19 protein-coding genes are annotated in these 16,127 nt (G+C 58.5%); 9 read left to right on the top strand and 10 right to left on the bottom strand.

Features of this window, described 5'->3' with window-relative positions; genetic code table 11:
- Nucleotides 1–118: 118 nt before the first annotated feature.
- Both I4W09_RS02325 and I4W09_RS02330 read right to left on the bottom strand, forming a co-directional pair.
- A complete protein-coding gene (locus tag I4W09_RS02325) occupies nt 119–1,072 on the bottom strand; it encodes a tRNA dihydrouridine synthase (protein WP_196031504.1) in 954 nt (317 codons plus the stop codon).
- Nucleotides 1,073–1,117: 45 nt separating this feature from the next.
- Nucleotides 1,118–1,999, bottom strand: a complete 882-nt coding sequence (locus tag I4W09_RS02330) for a LysR family transcriptional regulator (RefSeq protein WP_196031506.1) — start codon at nt 1,997–1,999, stop codon at nt 1,118–1,120.
- 150 nt (nt 2,000–2,149) lie between these two features.
- Here I4W09_RS02330 and I4W09_RS02335 point away from each other — a divergent pair, with 150 nt between their 5' ends.
- The 5 genes from I4W09_RS02335 to I4W09_RS10505 all read left to right on the top strand — a co-directional run bounded on the left by I4W09_RS02335 (nt 2,150) and on the right by I4W09_RS10505 (nt 5,280).
- A complete protein-coding gene (locus I4W09_RS02335; protein WP_196031508.1) occupies nt 2,150–2,998 on the top strand; it encodes an aldo/keto reductase in 849 nt (282 codons plus the stop codon).
- Between the two features lie 7 nt (nt 2,999–3,005).
- Nucleotides 3,006–4,025, top strand: a complete 1,020-nt coding sequence (locus tag I4W09_RS02340; protein WP_196031510.1) for an aldo/keto reductase — start codon at nt 3,006–3,008, stop codon at nt 4,023–4,025.
- Nucleotides 4,026–4,029: 4 nt separating this feature from the next.
- A complete protein-coding gene (locus tag I4W09_RS02345) occupies nt 4,030–4,239 on the top strand; it encodes a hypothetical protein (protein ID WP_196031512.1) in 210 nt (69 codons plus the stop codon).
- A gap of 31 nt (nt 4,240–4,270) precedes the next feature.
- Nucleotides 4,271–4,744 carry a flavodoxin gene (locus tag I4W09_RS02350; protein WP_196031514.1) on the top strand — a complete coding sequence of 158 codons (474 nt, stop codon included), beginning with the start codon at nt 4,271–4,273 and terminating at the stop codon, nt 4,742–4,744.
- Between the two features lie 401 nt (nt 4,745–5,145).
- Nucleotides 5,146–5,280: a hypothetical protein gene (locus I4W09_RS10505; protein ID WP_268865630.1), complete on the top strand. Its 135-nt coding sequence runs from the start codon at nt 5,146–5,148 to the stop codon at nt 5,278–5,280.
- A gap of 300 nt (nt 5,281–5,580) precedes the next feature.
- Here I4W09_RS10505 and I4W09_RS02355 read toward each other — a convergent pair whose 3' ends face one another.
- The 4 genes from I4W09_RS02355 to I4W09_RS10715 form a co-directional block, all read right to left on the bottom strand.
- Complete coding sequence (locus tag I4W09_RS02355; RefSeq protein ID WP_196031517.1) at nt 5,581–8,835, bottom strand: ABC transporter ATP-binding protein/permease; 3,255 nt, start codon at nt 8,833–8,835, stop codon at nt 5,581–5,583.
- A 253-nt stretch (nt 8,836–9,088) separates the two neighbouring features.
- Nucleotides 9,089–10,060, bottom strand: coding sequence for a TlpA family protein disulfide reductase (locus I4W09_RS02360; protein ID WP_196031519.1), 972 nt, complete (start codon nt 10,058–10,060; stop codon nt 9,089–9,091).
- A gap of 29 nt (nt 10,061–10,089) precedes the next feature.
- On the bottom strand, nt 10,090–10,992 hold the full coding sequence (locus I4W09_RS02365; protein ID WP_196031521.1) for a 4Fe-4S binding protein: 903 nt from the start codon (nt 10,990–10,992) through the stop codon (nt 10,090–10,092).
- Nucleotides 10,985–11,074, bottom strand: coding sequence for a CD1871A family CXXC motif-containing protein (locus I4W09_RS10715; RefSeq protein ID WP_022094046.1), 90 nt, complete (start codon nt 11,072–11,074; stop codon nt 10,985–10,987). Before I4W09_RS10715 ends, I4W09_RS02365 begins: the two co-directional genes overlap by 8 nt.
- Nucleotides 11,075–11,203: 129 nt before the next feature.
- Between I4W09_RS10715 and I4W09_RS02370 the strand changes: the two genes are divergently transcribed.
- From I4W09_RS02370 to I4W09_RS02385, 4 genes are all read left to right on the top strand, one after another.
- A complete protein-coding gene (locus tag I4W09_RS02370) occupies nt 11,204–11,896 on the top strand; it encodes a response regulator transcription factor (protein WP_230318626.1) in 693 nt (230 codons plus the stop codon).
- The gene (locus I4W09_RS02375; protein ID WP_196031525.1) at nt 11,893–13,032 is read left to right on the top strand and encodes a HAMP domain-containing sensor histidine kinase; all 1,140 of its coding nucleotides are present in this window, start codon (nt 11,893–11,895) and stop codon (nt 13,030–13,032) included. The genes I4W09_RS02370 and I4W09_RS02375 overlap by 4 nt, the downstream gene beginning before the upstream one ends.
- A gap of 30 nt (nt 13,033–13,062) precedes the next feature.
- A complete protein-coding gene (locus I4W09_RS10635) occupies nt 13,063–13,470 on the top strand; it encodes an arginase family protein (RefSeq protein WP_371732491.1) in 408 nt (135 codons plus the stop codon).
- A 267-nt stretch (nt 13,471–13,737) separates the two neighbouring features.
- The gene (locus tag I4W09_RS02385; RefSeq protein WP_161155268.1) at nt 13,738–14,187 is read left to right on the top strand and encodes a PH domain-containing protein; all 450 of its coding nucleotides are present in this window, start codon (nt 13,738–13,740) and stop codon (nt 14,185–14,187) included.
- A 169-nt stretch (nt 14,188–14,356) separates the two neighbouring features.
- Here the strand turns inward: I4W09_RS02385 and I4W09_RS02390 are convergent, their stop codons facing one another.
- The 4 genes from I4W09_RS02390 to I4W09_RS02405 form a co-directional block, all read right to left on the bottom strand.
- On the bottom strand, nt 14,357–14,662 hold the full coding sequence (locus I4W09_RS02390; protein WP_161155269.1) for an ATP-binding cassette domain-containing protein: 306 nt from the start codon (nt 14,660–14,662) through the stop codon (nt 14,357–14,359).
- Nucleotides 14,663–14,836: 174 nt separating this feature from the next.
- Nucleotides 14,837–15,118 (bottom strand): hypothetical protein, encoded by a 282-nt coding sequence (locus I4W09_RS02395; RefSeq protein WP_161155314.1) that lies wholly within the window; start codon nt 15,116–15,118, stop codon nt 14,837–14,839.
- Between the two features lie 15 nt (nt 15,119–15,133).
- On the bottom strand, nt 15,134–15,772 hold the full coding sequence (locus I4W09_RS02400) for a DUF1700 domain-containing protein (RefSeq protein ID WP_230318627.1): 639 nt from the start codon (nt 15,770–15,772) through the stop codon (nt 15,134–15,136).
- Nucleotides 15,744–16,064 carry a PadR family transcriptional regulator gene (locus tag I4W09_RS02405; protein ID WP_006234594.1) on the bottom strand — a complete coding sequence of 107 codons (321 nt, stop codon included), beginning with the start codon at nt 16,062–16,064 and terminating at the stop codon, nt 15,744–15,746. The genes I4W09_RS02400 and I4W09_RS02405 overlap by 29 nt, the downstream gene beginning before the upstream one ends.
- Between the last annotated feature and the right edge of the window lie 63 nt (nt 16,065–16,127).

Below are 16,127 nucleotides of genomic sequence, written 5' to 3' on the forward strand. Positions count from 1 at the left end.
TCGGCGGCCCGTTCTGGGCGCGCCTCAATCGTAGCCCGAGACGGTCCCGGGCTGACAATTTCGACTGTAATGGACGTTCTTAAATGACTAGTCGTTAAAGAACGTCCCCAACGACCAACTAGCCGTGGAAGCGAGCTATGAGTGCAAGTGGCTGCTCGCGAAAGACGCGCTCGACGGCGGCGCGATATTCGTCGACCTTTTTAGTCTTGCGTACGAGCTTGTGAACGGTAGCGGGGTCGGCGAAAGCGCACTTGGCGTAGAACCACCACTCCTTCATACGAAAGACCGCGTTACCGCCAATCTCTTCTGCATAAGCCGCAAACAGCGTGTCGTGGAAACGTTGCAGTTCGGCTGCCGTGGCAGCAGGACCGCCGTTGACCATGCGAGCCAGAGCGGGGTTCGCGAGCAGGCCACGCCCCAGCATCACATGGCGCGTGCCGGGATAGGCCTCCACCAGCGCATTCATATCCTCAAGATCGAAAATGTCGCCGTTATAGGCCACGGGGAACGGCGCACGTTCCAGCGTCTCGCCGTAAAACTCCTTGCGCGGCGATCCCGTATAGCGGTCCTTTTGCACGCGCGGGTGCACGATCAGCTCTGCCAGCGGCATGCGGCAATACAGATCGAGCACACGCTCATACTCGTCATCGCGCTCCAACCCCAGCCTGGTTTTTACCGACACCGGCAACGGCGATCGCTCGCACGCGTCGCTCAAGAATACCTCGAGCTCGTCGAGATTACGCAAGAAACCTGAGCCCTTGCCCTTGGCAACAACCGTACCCGAGGGGCAGCCAAGGTTGAGATTAACCTCGCGGTAGCCCATGTCGGCGAGCACGTGCGCCGCCCACACAAACTCATCCGCGTTCTTGGACATCAGTTGAGGCACCACATTGAGCCCCTGGTTGTTGGCAGGATCGATCTCCTTAAACGCCTTGCCGCCAAAGCGGTTTCCCACCCGTGGCGGCGGCAAGAACGGCGTGTAATAGCAATCGAGCGCACCGAAGCACTCCGCGTGCACGCGACGGAACACATGCCCGGTAATCCCCTCCATGGGGGCCAACGATAGAATCATCAACATCTACTCTCAAATCAATGCGGCAAAGGAGCCGTCCCTTTGTCACATCCTATTCAAACGGTTCAGAAACTCTTCGCAGGCGCGGGAACGCAGGCGATATTTTTTCCATACCAGATACGACGCAATGGTAAGCGGCGGCTCAAATGGGACAAAACGCAAATCGCTGCCTTCATCTATCTGCAGCAAGCTTCCAATGCTAACCGCACACGCAACGCCCGAACGCACCAGATGTGACGCGTTGCCGATCAGGTCGAAATGCCCCACGATGTTGAGTTCATCGACGCCAAGGACGCCACTCGACCACGTTTCTAGGTCCAGCGCTCGATTCGAGGTGCGCGAACTCACCAGCAGCGGCATATTCGCCACGTCCGCAGGCGTCAGCACGTCCCGGCCGCCCCATGGACCGCTCGCGGCAACAACAGCACCGACTCGATCCGCCTCGGGCATACGAATCCATTCGTATTTCTCGACGTTAACGGGCTCCAGCAACAACGCAAAGTCGAGCAGGCCACGCTCCAGACGCTCCTCCACCGCATCGGCGTTACCGGTATAGAGCTCAATCGTCACTCCTGGATAATTCCGATGCAGCTCTGCAAAGGCATCGAGCACCAGCCGCATCGATTTGGTTTCGCCGGCGCCAATGCGGATAACGCCCGTAATGCCGAGCTCCCGATCCGCCAACTCCAGCTCGGTCTGCTCCACCAGCAAGACAATCTCCTCGGCGCGTTGGCGCAGGCGCATGCCATCGCTCGTGAGCACGCACGATCGATTGGTGCGCTCGAACAGTTCCACGCCCAGCTCGCGCTCAAGATCAGCTATCTGGCGCGAGAGCGTGGGCTGCGTCACATGTAGCACGTTGGCAGCTTCGGTCATGTTCTCCTCGCGGGCCACAGCAAGAAAATAACGCAGCGTTCGCAGCTCCATACTTGCCCCTTCGTGCACAACGGGGAACCTCATTCGGTCCGTTTCATTCTACATACGTAATCCGTATATCTAGCTAGTCGCTATAAGCAATATACATTATCAAATCTCGAAACTATCGTTACAGAAGAGAACCATCGAGAAAGGAAACGCATGGAATACATCACGCTCAATAACGGCACCAAAATCCCCCAGCTAGGACTTGGCACGTATCTGCTTAAACCCGACGATGCCCAATCGTCGGTTACCTCCGCACTCGGCATGGGGTATGAGCTCATCGACACTGCCAATGCATACGTGAATGAGCGAGCAGTGGGTCGTGGCGTGCGCGAATCAGACTTGCCGCGCGAAAACGTGTATCTCGAAACCAAGCTCTGGCCCTATTTTTACAACAGCGACACCGCCGTCGACGAAACGCTCGAGCGTCTGAACACGCCTTACATCGACCTCATGATTCTGCACCAACCCGCAGGCGACTACTTGGCGGGCTATGAGAAGCTTGAGATCGCGTACAAGGAAGGCAAGCTCCGCTCCATCGGAATCTCCAATTTCGACGAGAACGAAATCGAGAAGCTTCTCGCAAATTGCGAGATCGTTCCATCCCTTATTCAGGTCGAGTGCCATCCGTATTTCCCGCAGACCGAACTGAAGAAGCTGCTCGCCCAGCACGACATCGCGTTGCAGGCGTGGTACCCGCTCGGCGGGCGCGGTAACAGCAGCATCATGGACGAGCCCGTCGTGCGCGACCTCGCTGTCAAGTATGGCAAAACGCCTGCTCAAATCATTATGCGTTGGCATATCCAAGAGGGAAATATCGTCATTCCAGGCTCCAAGAATCCGACGCACATCGCCGACAACATCGATGTCTTCGACTTCGAGCTCACGGACAGCGACATGACCGCCATGGCTGCCCTCGATCGCGGGAAACCCTTCTATGAGCGCACGCCCGAGAAGCTTGCGCAATATGCCGCCTGGCACCCCGACGTTGAGAGCCAGAAATAGGAGCATCATGCAGTACACAACCCTTGGCCATTCCGGCATCAAAGTCTCTAAACTCTGCCTGGGAGGCATGAGCTTTGGCGAGGCCAGCCCCGACTTCCACCAGTGGACCATCGGACCCGACGACACACGCGCCGTCATCAAACGCGCGCTCGACACCGGAATCAACTTTATCGATACCGCGAACTGCTACAGCTTTGGCACGAGCGAAGAGTACATAGGCGCCGCCCTGCGCAATCTGGGCATCGCCCGCGAGAGCGTCGTGCTGGCCAGCAAGGTTCACTTCAACGAGGGCGGCCTTTCCGCCGACGGCATCAAACGCGAGATCGAAGGCTCGCTCAAGCGCTTGGGCACCGATTACCTAGACCTCTACATCATCCACCGCTTCGATTACGACGTTCCCATGGAAGAGACCATGGAGGCGCTCAATGACCTGGTACGCGAGGGCAAAGTTCGCGCACTCGGCGCCAGCGCTATGTATGCATACCAGCTGCACAACCTTCAGATCGTCGCGCGCGGCCACGGATGGACGCCCTTTACGAGCATGCAGTGCCACTACAACCTGCTGTACCGAGAGGACGAGCGGGAGATGATTCCGGTGTGCCGCCAGTTCGACATGGCCCTTACGCCATACAGCCCCCTGGCGTCGGGACACCTCTGCCGCTCCACGTGGGAAAGCTCGAGCACACGTGGCACCACCGACATGACCATGGCCAATAAGTATGACCATGACCGCGCCATCGACATGCCCATCGTTGAGCGCGTGGCCAAGGTTGCCGCCGATCATGACGTGTCGATGGCGCAGATTGCGCTGGCGTGGCACTGGGCGCGTGGGGTCGAGGCGCCCATCGTGGGTTGTTCCAAGCCCGAGCGAGTCGACGACGCCGTAGCCGCGCTCGACATAACGCTCTCCCCCGCCGAGATCGACTTCCTCGAGGAGCTTTATCAACCGCACGCGCTCGTTGGTCCCAAGGCCCGTCCCGGCGAAAAGCCGCTTGCCGGCACTACCAAAGTCAAAATCGCAAAGTAACGACATGGACGACAACATCATCGACGGCCTACACGACGCCGGCTGCAGCGAAGATCTCATCGAGCTGTACAGCTCGGCCGCCAGCGACTGCGCGCGTATTTGTCTACTAAAACGGTATCGTCGCGAATTGCTCGACGATATTCACTTGGGGCAGCAGAAGCTCGAACGCCTTGACTATCTCATCTACCGGCTACGCAACGCCTCAACCGAATGAAGGACAAACCGCAGCAACGAAAGGAACTCCATTGGCTAAGATACTTGTGGCATATTTCAGCGCAACGGGAACCACGAAGGACGTTGCATGTCGCCTGGCTCGTGTAGCGGACAGCGACCTGTTCGCCATTGCACCCGCCAATCCATACACAAGCGCCGACCTTGACTGGCGTGACAAACAGAGCCGCAGCACACTCGAGGCAGCCGACCCCTCCTGCCGTCCTGCCATAACCTCCAGAGTCGAGCACATCAAAGACTACGACATCATCTTTTTGGGATTTCCCATCTGGTGGTACGTGGCGCCGGCGATTGTCAACACGTTCCTCGAGTCTTACGACCTGACAGGCAAAACAATCGTCCTGTTTGCCACCTCGGGCGGGAGCGGAATGGGCAAGACGGCGTCGGCCCTTAGGGCAAGCGCTCCAGGCGCAAAGATCGTTGACGGCGGTATTCTCAACAACGCAAGCGACACCGAACTCGAGAAGCTCGCGGCAAGGTACCTCTAACGAGGCGCGTCGGAGGCCCAAGTCGACAATCCGCCCAAGACAGAAGCGGTCACCCGGCACCAACTACCCCTCCAGCCGTCTCTGCGCAACGAAGGTGAATGGTTTTCCGCGAGGTGAACGAATGAAATCGAGCCCCCGAAGCATCGACACTTTTGGAGAGCAATTTCCTGCGGTTTTGTCGCTCAAATCCTGCGGTTTTTGCATCCAAAAGTGCGAATGCTTCAGGGGTCCAGAATAGGTCGTTCACTTCTCGGAAAACCATTCACCTTCGATTTACTGATGCTCACGAACGGCAAGATCGCAGCGATTGCGCTCATCATGGCATTCGTAGCATGTCTGCTGATCCTGCCACTCCAAATGATCAACGACATTGTGTTTCGCCAAAGGGAACTCCAGCCAGCGTGCTCGCCACGCAAGCTGCCGGCCGCTTGCTCAAGAACGGCGATAACAATCTCGCGCGCAACCTGGGCGGCGCCGAGCAGCTTGCCATCGCGCAAGACGCCTTGGAGCCCGTGTGCGAAAGCGTCGCGGATTAGCCTTGTGCTCTCTGCAAAGAAGAGCTAGGAGGCTGCACTCTGGTTGCCGCTCGCGAACGCCGCCAATATAACGAGGTCTAATACTTTTCCGAGAAGTGAACGACCGTTTTTGGACCCCCGAAGCATCGACATTTTCTGACGCCAAAACCGTAGGATTTAACAATCAAAACCGCAGGAAATTGCATCTCAAAAGTGTCGATACTTCGGGGGTCCATTTTGACTCGTTCACTTGTCGGAAAAGTATTAGACCTCGAATTCACAAGCCGCTCAATGTGACAAAGGAACTGTCCCTTTGTCACATTATTCGGAGCGCAGGGCTTCGACAGGGTCCTTCTTGGATGCGCTGCGGGCCGGCAGCAGGCCGGCAACGACCGTCAGCAGTACCGAAATTGCAATGAGCACCAGCGCATCCTGCACGGGCAGGCTCATCAGATTGGGTACTTGTTTGGCAGCAAGCGCCCAGGCATTAACCGGAAAGCTTACGGCCACCACGACGACAACAGCAAAGACGCCGGCAATGAGGCCCTCGATAAAGGTCTCGGCATTGAATACGTTGGCCACGTTACGCTTCGACGCGCCGATCGCGCGCAGGATGCCAATCTCCTTTTTGCGCTCCAGCACGCTGATGTACGTGATGATGCCGATCATGATAGAGCTCACCACCAGGCTGATACTCACGAATGCGATGAGCACCAAGCTGATGGTGTTCACGATGTCGGTCACCGAACCCATGATGATGCCCATGTAGTCGGTGTACGAAATTGCCCGATCATCATGGCCAGCGGCTTTGACCTGCTTGTTGTACGCGTCGATGTGATCGAGTACGCGCTCCTTGGCCTCAAAGTCGCGCGGGAAAATCTTAACCGAGATGGGGTCCGCCTCATCCGCATAGCCCAACGTGGTCAGATTGTTGTCGTAGGTGAGCTTCGACGCCTTCGCATAGCTCATCATGAGCGAACTCAGGTCTTCGGCGTCCATGTTGAAATGGATGGCACGAGCAAAGGCGCTCGCATCCACGTGCATGGCGCTCGCCAGGTTGGCAAAACTCGAAGACATCTGCGTCGCCATCTGGCCCATGAGCCCTGCCGCGCCTATCTTGAGCTGAGCTGACACCGTCGCCGCAATCTGATCGCTGATCGACTTCATCACCTGATCCATAGCCTGCTGCAAATACGGAGCCAGCTGCTTTTGCACATAGTCGGTCATCGCCTGCTGCAGGCGCTCGGCCAGGGCATCGCCGCCGAGGGCTTTGAGCTGGGCCAGGATTTGCTGGGCTGCAGCATCATTCTCAAGATACGTCGAGAACGCGGCGGCGAGCTTCGACGCGTCCTTAAGATCCTCGGGCGACAACGCCTTAAACTGCTCCGACTGCAAAAATCCCTCAAACAGCTGGTTGGCAAGCGTTCCCACCTGCTGCATTTGCTCAGGCGTGAGCTCCAGACCGTCAAAGACGCCCGAGAAATCTGGAGCCGGCGCTTTGGCCATGATGTCGCTGAAGTCGATGTCCCTCCCAACACCCGAAAGGTCAATGTCCAGCCCGGACAGGTCAAGACCCGACAGGTCCATGCTGCCGGCCGCACCCGAGAGCGCAGATGTATCAAACGAGAACGCGTTCTTCAGCGCCGCCTCGTCCACACTGAACATGCTGCCCAGATCCACGCCTTGCTTGGCCTCGCCTTGCAGTTCGTCGAAAGTTTTGCCCGTAAAGACATCCGTCTCGGGGTGGGCGAGTTGCTCCTGCACAATCTGCGAATCGGCGGCGCGCTCCATAAGCTGGCAAGTCAGCGCATGCGTATAGGCAATGCCCGGAGACAACGCACTCGCATTGGCCGTCTCGTTAGGTCGCACCACGCCCACAATGTGCACGTCGATACCGTCGGCAACCTTGGCGGCCATAAAGTCGGTGTCGCCAGACATGTCGGTCCACATGCCGGTCTCTTCGTTTTTGCGATAGGCATCGGCCGGCGACAACACCTTAAACGTCGTGGACAGCGCATCGTCGTAGGTAAAGTCGGCGCCGGTCTCGGGCGTCTCGATCTTACCGTCAGCCGTCATGGCGCTGTTAACCAGGTCGTTGAGCTCGTTGATATCCAGCGCGCCGATGCTGTAGAGCGTGTAGTCGCCCACCGTTCCACGGCTCGAAAGCACCATTACGGCTTCGTTAGCAGACGTAGGCCAATGACCGGCAACGACATCGTACTGGCTGTCGAGCAGACTCTGATCGTCAATCATTTCGTTGAAGACCGAGGTTCCCATGGATTCCATGCTCACCATTGCTGCCGAGCTCGCGCCGCCGCTCATGGCCTCGGTCATGGCGTTGGGCACCAGCCGGACAGGCTTCTCATCGCCCTTGCCGGCACGATAGACAACCGGCGATACACCGTAGCCGTACTGAATGGCGTTGACCTCTTTATCGATGCCGTCGCCACCGGCATCGAGCCATGCCTTAAAGCTCGTCATGTCGTTGGACTTAACGCTTGCGAACATATCCTTTACGGCCGTGACCACAGGGATCCTATCGGTCCCCTGAGCCTTGCCGTCGGTGCCGTCGTCGGACGAACCCTCGTTCTTGGACGTATCGTCATCCGTGGCCCTCTGTCCGCCCATCATGGACGACAGGTCGTAATCCTGTTTGGAAATGGTGAGCGGGTAGCTCGAGAGCGTATCCTCCTCGACCTTTTTGATGTAGCCGTTTACGCCGTTGGACAGCGCCAGAATCGCCGCGATACCGATAATGCCAATCGAGCCCGCAAAGGCAGTCATGGCCGTACGGCCCTTTTTGGTCATAAGGTTTCGGGCAGAAAGCCCCAGCGCCGTCACAAAGCTCATCGAGGTTTTGCGCGTAGGCTTGGCCTCGCGGCGCGTGACGTCAGCGACATCGAAAGGATCGGAATCGTCGGTGATCTTGCCATCCGCCAGGTTGACGATGCGCGTGGCATATTGGTACGCCAGCTCGGGATTATGCGTGACCATGATGACCAGGCGGTCGCGCGCCACGTCCTTAAGCAAATCCATGACCTGTACGGATGTCGTTGAATCCAAGGCGCCGGTCGGCTCGTCTGCCAGCACAATCTCGGGGTCGTTGATCAGGGCGCGGGCAATGGCCACGCGCTGCATCTGCCCGCCCGACAGCTGACTCGGACGCTTGTTAACGTGCTCGCCCAGGCCGACTTTCTCCAACGCCTCGCGCGCACGCTGGCGGCGCTCGGCATGCCCCACGCCCGTGAGCGTGAGCGCCAGCTCCACGTTTTCCAAAATGGTCTGATGTGGAATGAGGTTATAGCTCTGGAACACAAAGCCGATGCGGTTGTTGCGATAGGCATCCCAATCGCGATCGCGAAAGTCCTTGGTTGAAATGCCATCGATGAGCAGGTCGCCGGAATCGAAATGATCAAGCCCACCGATAACGTTGAGCATCGTGGTTTTACCCGACCCCGAAGGTCCCAGAATGGCCACGAACTCGTTATCGCGAAAAGACAGGCTCACGTTATCGAGCGCCACCTGCGTAAACGACTGCGTGACGTACCTTTTGCAAATACCTTTGAGCTCCAGCATGGACGGCAACCTCTCCTGCGCAGGCACCCTGCCCGCTCTCCCCCGCCGTTCGTATTCGACGCGTTTGTCCTACTCTATCCCCATTTTTTGCCGGCGCCAGTGAGGAATGTAACGAACCGCGCCAAAAAACGAACGGGACGGTGCTCAAAAGAAGAGGTCCCGAGCGGGACCTCTATATGGTGGAGCTTATCTTGAAAGGTAGCGGACTACTTCGCACAGCGACACACGATCCTCGCTATGCTTTACGCGTTTTTTACTGCTCGCTATTCGCAATCGCCTGGTCGATAAGTTTGTTGAGTGCTGCGCGCTGCTCGGCGGAGCTGATGGCTCCCACGATTGGATCCCCTACGATGTTGCCGTTCTGATCGATGACATACGTTGTCGGGAACGAGAACAAATTTGACGTGAACTTACCGGCCTCGCTATCTGACTTGAACCAGATGTTCTTATATGTCACGCCCTTCTTGCTCAGCACGTCCTTGGCATCTGTAATCTCGCCCTTGTTGCCATCGAGCGTAAAGGAATTGACGCCCACGACCTGGCCGCCCTTCTTGGCAAGCTCCTTATTCAGGTCCTCAAGGTCGCCCAACTCACCCACGCACGGCTTGCACGTGGTGAACCAGAAGTTCATGACGGTGACCTTGTTCTTAGCGAACAGCTCGTCGCTGCTCACGTCGTTGCCATCCAGGTCTTTGCCCGTAAAGCTGGGGAACTTCGTCGCCTCGCTCGAAGCATTGGCACCAGCCGTCATGCCAGCGGCCGAAGCGTCGACGCTCTCGCCTTCGCTCGGTGTGCTTCCACAGCCGGGGAACTCCTTCTCCAAGCTCTCGAGCTTGTCCTCGATCTCCTTGATCTGCTGCGCACCGGCCTTGAGCGTCTTGAGCTCATCCGCCGTGAACTCATCCTTGGCGCCGTCGATGGTCTTGAGCAGGAAATCGCCGTAATTGCTGCCGTCCTCAATCATTACCGAGTCTTTATTTGCCGCATTGAATACCTTTTCCCACAGCGCGTTATCACTCGAAAGGATATCGTTCTCCTTTTTCATGAGCTTCGCATACAGCTCGGCGGCCTCATCGGCATTGGTCGGCTTCTGCGCAGTGAGTTCTGCGATCTTAGGATCGGAGCTCGCAGATTCGCTCGCATTGCCACTGGGCGCCGAACACGCCACAAGGCACAAGGCCAATACTGGCACCATAAACAGGGCCGCAATCTTAGAAAGCTTCATGGTCATTCCTCCGTTTTGTCGAAGCTTGTTTACTTTTTATCGGCGGTCAAGGGGAGCTTTTCCGCCGACACATCCAGGCCATAGCGATAGCTGATGGCGTCGACGGGACAGGCCCCGATGCACTTTCCGCACCGGATACATTCGGCATGATTGGGCGCGCGGACCACATCAACGTCCATCTGACAAACCTTTGAGCACTTGCCGCACGAGACACATTTGCATGCGTCAACCCGAATCCCCAGTAGGGACACCCTATTCATGAGCGCATAGAATGCGCCGAGTGGACAAATCCATTTGCAGAAGGGGCGGTAGAACAAAACGCTCAGCACTACCACGGCAATGAGAACGGCAAGTTTCCAAGTAAAGAGATGTCCCAGCGCAGATCGAATTCCGGCATTGGCAGCCGCCAGCGGAATGGCGCCCTCGAGCACACCCTGGGGACAGATGTACTTGCAAAAGAACGGATCTCCCATCCCCAGATCGTTGACCACCAGCACAGGCAGCAATACCACGGCAAATAGCAGTACAACGTATTTGATATACGTAAGCGTCTTGACCCTTTTCGTCGAAAACTTTTTGCTGGGAATCTTATGAAGCAGCTCCTGCAGCCAGCCAAACGGACACAGAAAGCCGCATACAAAGCGTCCCAGCAGCACGCCGAGCAAAATGAGCGTACCGGTGACGTAGTAAGAAAAGTTGAACTTGGATGAACCTACCACCGACTGAAACGACCCGATGGGGCACGCACCCGATGCCGCGGGGCACGAATAGCAGTTAAGTCCAGGTACGCAGACTGTTTTTCCCGCGCCCTGATAGATGCCGCCTTTGGCAAAGTTTGGCAGGTGAATGTTGGTGACCAGCGTCGCCGCCGCCTGAATGAATCCGCGAAATCGGGCCAAAACATGCGACGCAGTGTTTTCTCTTTTATCCAATTCCGATACACTCCAAGCACAGCCTAATCGCTTTGGCCAGCACGGCATCCGCCTCGCCACGCATAACACCAAAGCACACCATGGTAATTCCGACGATCAACAAAGCGACCTGTACCACGGGTTTTACCGCTTTGAACAACCCAACCACTCCTTTCGTTACGCGACCATTGGACCATATCGACTATAAAATCCGTGTTAAGCGCGATTTGGAATGTGCAAGGAGACTGTTATGCGTATTTTGATCGTCGAAGACGAGCGAGCACTGTGCGATGCAATCGCGCGCAGCTTGCGAAACTTGGCGTACAGCGTCGACTGCTGTCACGATGGACGGGAGGCGCTCGACCTGCTGGGCGTCGAAGTCTTTGACCTCGTGGTGCTCGACCTCAACCTTCCCCGTATCGATGGCATGACCGTGCTCAGGGAACTTAGGAAAACCGACTGCGAGACCAAGGTGCTGATTCTGTCCGCACGTGGCGAAGTATCCGATAAAGTCGACGGACTCGATGCCGGCGCCAACGATTACCTCACCAAGCCGTTTCATCTGGACGAACTTGCGGCAAGGATCCGCAGCCTTACCCTCAGGCGCTTCGCACAAAGCGACATAGTATTAACCTGCGGAAAGCTCCGCTTTGACACCAAGGCGCGCATCGCTTCCGTGGACAGTGAGGCTTTATCTCTTACGCGCAAGGAAACGGGAATCTTGGAATACCTGATGCTTAATCAGGGGCGTCCGGTAAGTCAAGAGGAGCTTATCGAGCACGTTTGGGATAGCAGCGTGAACAGCTTTAGCAACGCAACCCGCGTTCACATCTCGTCACTCCGCAAAAAGCTACGCAGCGCTTTGGGATACGACCCGATTCGCAATCGGATTGGAGAGGGCTACGTTATGGAGGATGGCGAATGAAAAGGCTTTCGCTGCAATGGCGCATAACGATTATGACGGCACTGCTGACGTGTGCGGCGTGCGTGCTGACGAACTGCCTGGTCGGCTATACGGGCATGCGCTACATGGATGCCATCGGCAGCAACATCTCGGCCTTTAACGCAACCGGCGAAGATTCGCCCCAGGCGTTCGACCCAACGAAAGCGACCCCCGATGACAAGGTCACGATCGTCGTAAACGACGCACAGGAGTCTTTTGGCACGACAACCTGGTACATCACGGCTGGAGTCACACTCCTTGGCGGCGTGCTGGCATACTTTGTGAGCGGCCGTGCACTCAAACCGCTACGGGCTTTTGCAGCCCAGGTTGAGCGTGTGCAGCCTGACAACCTAAGCGAAATCCGACTCAGTGAAGATGTACCCACCGAGCTACAGCGATGCAGCGTCTCATTCAACGACATGATCGCCCGGCTTGGTGAAGGGTTCTCTGCACAGCGTCAGTTTACCGGCAACGCCGCACACGAGCTGCGCACCCCGCTTGCCCTTATGCAAGCACAGATTGAACTATTCATCTCCGAGCACTCCGGTTTGCAACCCGAAACAGCCGAGTTGCTTAGCCTGCTACAAGAACAAACCGAGCGCATGTCTCGAATGACCAAGGTATTGCTCGAGATGAGTGAGCTCCGCAGCGTTCCTTGCGAGGACGGTGTTGAACTTGGTCCCTTGTCCGAAGAGGTCCTCACCGACCTTGCGCCACTTGCCGAAAATAAGGGCATAGCCCTCAATTGTGCTGGAGACGCTTTAGTAATCGGGAGCGACACGCTCCTCTATCGGCTGGTGTTTAACCTGGCCGAAAACGCCATCCGTTACAGCCGCTCCGGCTCGACTGTCAACGTCTCCATCAGCGACAGCGACAGCCACGTGCTCCTGCGAGTCGAGGACCAGGGCCCGGGAATACCCAAGCAGTACCGTGAGAGCATCTTCCAACCGTTCTTTCGTCTAGACAAATCCCGCAGCAGGGCATACGGCGGCGCAGGGCTCGGGTTAGCGCTCGTTTGGGAGATTGCAGCGCTTCACGGTGGCGCTGTAGAGGTCGAAACAAGTTCCGAAAACGGAACCGTGATGCTCGTGACCCTCTCAAAGGGGGCCACCACGTGATCCGACTGTCCAGGGGTTCCACTCGGCATTGTGAAACGCGTCCCAAAACTTGGATATGAGGAATGGGAGGCAGTTCGCATCTATGCCGAGGACGAAGTCCTGGCGGGGATTCAGGATGCGCAGAGGAAGCTTACGGCAGAAAACCCCGACAGAGTCGTGACCGTCGGCGGCAACCGCATGGTGTCGCTTGCCCTCTTCGATTACCTGCACGGGAAATACGAGAACGTTGGAATCGTCTGGATCTATGCGCATCCGGATGTATCCACGCTGAATGATGGCTACCCCAACGCTCACGCCATGGTACTTGGCAGCCTTTTGGGAGAAAGTCATCCTGGTCTTCGGCGGCGAATAACGCGAATGTCCGCAGGCAGACTCCAACCTGTGCGCGGAGAAGCTGGGCGACGCAAACAAGATTCCTCGATTCGAGCATGGAGATAAATCCGTCTATCAGTCTCATCGCATACTCAGAGGAGGATGCCAGATATAGATCCCATTGGGTAAAGTCGCCGTTCATAAAGGGAATCACTGCATTGCGCTCGGCGACTCTCAAGGCACTCAGGCTTTGTTCTATTTTCTCAGCTTCTTGTTTGAACTGTTCGCTATCCAAAATGCCCCCAAATGCCGGCTTCTCAACAAATCAGAAAAAGCATTGGCTATACTGATGCGGACAGTTCCGGGAGGGGTGCAAGAGACGGAAGGGCCGTAATGGGTGAGAAGGGCGAGCGGCCGGAGCGGGTGTTCCCCGGCAGGACAGACCCGTGGTTCATAGCGGCCATGGTGATTGTGGCGGGCGGTTTATCCGCGGCGTGTATCGCGTGTTTCCTGAGCTCGAGTCCCGCGCTCCTATGGGGCTGGCTCGCGCTGCTGCCCATCCCGGCCCTCGTGGCCCTGGCTGCCCTTCCCGTCCGCAGCAATCGCCTCGAGCTCTACGGCGACCGCCTCGTCGTCGTGTACGCTGGGACGCGTTCGGTGATACCCTACGCCCACGTGCGGGGCGTCCGGCGCACCAGGACGCTCTGGGCGGGGACGGCCAACTCGCTCGACCGCGTCTACATCGAGGCGCCCTACGACGGCGACGCCATCGTCTCGGTCAGAGACAACGACGCCCTCGTGGCGGAGCTGGGGCGCAGGTGCGGCCTTGGGCCCGGCGCCTGACGCCCCGAAAGGAAGAGAGGATGGACGTCCCGCACTGGCCCTACTGGAGGAAGTATTCCCTCGGCGGCACACAGGTCTGGTACGCGGACTGGGGCGACTGCCCCTTCGACACTGGTCTACATGAGCCCAGTTGAGTTCAGGAACGCAGGGCTGTCCCTGTAAAAAATGTTTAAGCAACCGTTGCAAATCCATTCTCCCGCGCAGAGAGCCCCGGGTAGGCCGAGCTCGCGTCGGGCATGTAGCCCATACGCCTCCGGGCGGCGGCAAGCCCGCGCCCGCCGCGCTCGCCGAACAGCTCAACCGAGCCCGAGCTGGGGCTGGCGGTGCCAGTGACGATACAGATGAGCGTTGACTTCCCGGCGCCGTTTTCGCCGATGAGCCCGTAGACGCGCCCCGCCTCGAGGGCGAGGTCGATGGGGCCGAGGACGGTCCTCCCGCGGTACGCCTTCGTGACCCCGTGAAGGCGGAGGGGCATGGCTGTCGTCATTGCGTTCCTTTCTCCTCGGATGGATTTTGGGTATGCGTCATGGGCCCCCGCGCGGGACGGGGAGCGAATCGACGCAGGCTCGAGGCCGGTTGGGTTGGGGTTGAGGTCCGGGTTCCACAGGCTTGCACAGCCCGACGGACGGGGCGTCCGGGCACGCTATGCTTAGGGAGCGGTGGGCGCCTCCGGGGCAGCAGGGGACTCGGACGCGGTGATGCCGGAGGTGTCGACCTCGCCGATTCCGGCGAGCTGCTCGATGAGGGGGAGGCCCGTCGGGTCGTCCACCTCGACGCCGCCGAGCACGATGGTGCTGTCGCGCGTGTCGATTTGGGTTGTGAACACGGCCGGGTCGAAACCCGAAGCGATAAAGCCAATGCCCGCGAGGACAACACCCGCGGCAACGAGCCCGCCCGCCACGGCGAGGTAGATCTTCTTCGCGCTGGTCATGGTACTCACTCCTTTCTACGCCGCGAGATGCGCGGCAGCGCCGCCCTTCTCGCCCTTACCCTTCCAGAAGGGCGAGGCGGCCTTCCTCGCCCAGAGCGCCGAGAGGCGCGCAATTTGTTTTGAGGCGGCCCAAGCGCCAGCACCAACGAAGAGCGCCACGCCGACGAGGCCGAGCCCCACGCCCGCCGAGGCGAGGGCGTACGGGAAGTGGCCGATGGTGACGCCGCTTACGGCAAGCAGGAGCCCAACTACGCCCACGCCCCCGAGTGCCGCCGCGACGATCCACACGCAGAGCGCCAGCACCCAGATGCAGATATAGACCGTGACGGCCACGGCGGCGAAGGCGGCGAGCAGCGGCACCCACACCGGGGAGCCCACGATGGTCAGCACCCACAGCAGCGCGGTGCTGCGCCGGCGCGTCCTCGCGATCGCGCGCGGCACGGCGGGCAGGTCGTCGAGCGTGGCCTCGGCAACCTCGCCGGGGGCGCCCATGGCGGCCACGGCCTCCTCCTCGCTCATACCGTCCTCCATGCGGTCGGCGATAGCCTCCGCATAGAACGCCTTGGTCTCCTCCACCTGCTCGGCCGGCAGGCAGGCAAGCAGCTCGCCCAACCGGCCCAGAAACTCATCGCGCGTCATGGTGCGCCCCCTCAACGTATGCGTAAATCTCCCGTACGGACGGCCACTCGGCCAGGAACTCCTCGATGCGCGCACGCCCATCGTCCGTGATGCGGTAGTACCGGCGCAGCCGCCCGTTGTGCTCGGCAGAGCGCGCCGTGATGCACCCGGCCTTCTCCAGGCGCTTGAGCAGCGGGTAGAGCGTCGACTCCGTGAGCCCCATGCTCGCCGGCACGTCCTTCACGATCTGGTAGCCGTAGGACTCCTCGCCGGAGACGGCCGCGAGCACGCAGGCCTCCAGGAAGCCGCGCTTCATCTGGGCCTCCATCCGCACACCTCCTCTCGTCATATACTATGCTATACACACTATACGATGCAAGGTATTAGACGT

The sequence above is a fragment of the Collinsella aerofaciens genome (genome assembly GCF_015670795.1).
Lineage (GTDB): Bacteria > Actinomycetota > Coriobacteriia > Coriobacteriales > Coriobacteriaceae > Collinsella > Collinsella aerofaciens_Q.

Bases quoted from the DNA above. Each gene is read 5' to 3' on its own strand.
- I4W09_RS02395 (WP_161155314.1), bottom strand. From the start codon at position 15,118: ATGACCAGCGCGAAGAAGATCTACCTCGCCGTGGCGGGCGGGCTCGTT.
- I4W09_RS02340 (WP_196031510.1), top strand. From the start codon at position 3,006: ATGCAGTACACAACCCTTGGCCATTCCGGCATCAAAGTCTCTAAACTC.
- I4W09_RS02390 (WP_161155269.1), bottom strand. From the start codon at position 14,662: ATGCCCCTCCGCCTTCACGGGGTCACGAAGGCGTACCGCGGGAGGACC.
- I4W09_RS02360 (WP_196031519.1), bottom strand. From the start codon at position 10,060: ATGAAGCTTTCTAAGATTGCGGCCCTGTTTATGGTGCCAGTATTGGCC.
- I4W09_RS02325 (WP_196031504.1), bottom strand. From the start codon at position 1,072: ATGATTCTATCGTTGGCCCCCATGGAGGGGATTACCGGGCATGTGTTC.
- I4W09_RS10715 (WP_022094046.1), bottom strand. From the start codon at position 11,074: ATGGTGTGCTTTGGTGTTATGCGTGGCGAGGCGGATGCCGTGCTGGCC.
- I4W09_RS02385 (WP_161155268.1), top strand. From the start codon at position 13,738: ATGGGTGAGAAGGGCGAGCGGCCGGAGCGGGTGTTCCCCGGCAGGACA.
- I4W09_RS02335 (WP_196031508.1), top strand. From the start codon at position 2,150: ATGGAATACATCACGCTCAATAACGGCACCAAAATCCCCCAGCTAGGA.
- I4W09_RS02345 (WP_196031512.1), top strand. From the start codon at position 4,030: ATGGACGACAACATCATCGACGGCCTACACGACGCCGGCTGCAGCGAA.
- I4W09_RS02330 (WP_196031506.1), bottom strand. From the start codon at position 1,999: ATGGAGCTGCGAACGCTGCGTTATTTTCTTGCTGTGGCCCGCGAGGAG.
- I4W09_RS02370 (WP_230318626.1), top strand. From the start codon at position 11,204: ATGTGCAAGGAGACTGTTATGCGTATTTTGATCGTCGAAGACGAGCGA.
- I4W09_RS02355 (WP_196031517.1), bottom strand. From the start codon at position 8,835: ATGCTGGAGCTCAAAGGTATTTGCAAAAGGTACGTCACGCAGTCGTTT.
- I4W09_RS02405 (WP_006234594.1), bottom strand. From the start codon at position 16,064: ATGGAGGCCCAGATGAAGCGCGGCTTCCTGGAGGCCTGCGTGCTCGCG.
- I4W09_RS02375 (WP_196031525.1), top strand. From the start codon at position 11,893: ATGAAAAGGCTTTCGCTGCAATGGCGCATAACGATTATGACGGCACTG.